General features: G+C 65.2%; 1 protein-coding gene. It reads left to right on the top strand.

The genetic code is table 11. The annotated features are described in order from the left end of the window. Window positions 1–841: phospholipase D-like domain-containing protein (locus A6M56_RS03770; RefSeq protein WP_286757775.1), on the top strand; the 841-nt coding region annotated here is incomplete at both ends.

Below are 841 nucleotides of genomic sequence, written 5' to 3'. Positions count from 1 at the left end.
CCGGCGTTCCGGCGGCGACGTTCAACCCGACGTTGATTCCCGCGCGCCTGCATGCCGCGCATCTGCGCAATCACCGCAAGCTGCTGGTGATCGATGGCGAGACGGGTTTCACCGGCGGCATGAACATCTTCGGTCCGTATTGGCGGCCCGATGCGCCGGGCCAGGCCTGTCACGATTTGCACTTTCGTCTGCGCGGGCCGGTGATTGCGCATCTGATGCGGTGCTTCACCGATGATTGGTGCGATACCACGGGCGAGCGGCTCAGCAAGGGTTACTGGGGCGAACCGCCCGTAACGGCTGATGAGCAAGGAACCTCTTGGGCGCGCGGCATCGAGGCCGGTCCCGATGAGGCCCTGGACCGGATGCGCTGGACCTTCATGGGCGCTTTGAGCGCCGCGAAGCATTCGGTGCGCATCTGGACACCGTATTTCGTCCCCGATCAGCCCATGATCGCGGCGCTGAGTACGGCTGCGTTGCGCGGCGTGCGTGTCGACGTGCTGACGCCTGCGAACGGTGACCATCCCACGGTGCAATGGGCCGCGCGCGCCCACTACTGGCAGGTGCTGGAGCACGGTGTGCGCATCTTCGAACGGCCTGGCCCGTTCGACCACAGCAAGCTGATGCTGGTAGACGGAGCGTGGTGCTGCCTGGGTTCGGCCAATTGGGATGCGCGCAGTTTGCGCCTCAACTTCGAGTTCAATGTGGAGGTGTACGACACCGCGTTGTCTACGCGGCTGTCATCCCTTTTTGATGCCGCTCGTGATGCGTCGGGCGAGATATCGACGAAGGCGTTGCGCGCCCGCCCGCTGGCCATCCGCTTGCGCGACGGGGTGGCCCGTCT

The sequence above is a fragment of the Ralstonia sp. RL genome, assembly GCF_001683835.1.
GTDB classification, from domain to species: Bacteria; Pseudomonadota; Gammaproteobacteria; order Burkholderiales; family Burkholderiaceae; genus Ralstonia; species Ralstonia mannitolilytica.
The sequence above is the reverse complement of the archived record's forward strand: the minus strand, read 5'-3'. Positions and strand labels throughout refer to the sequence as shown.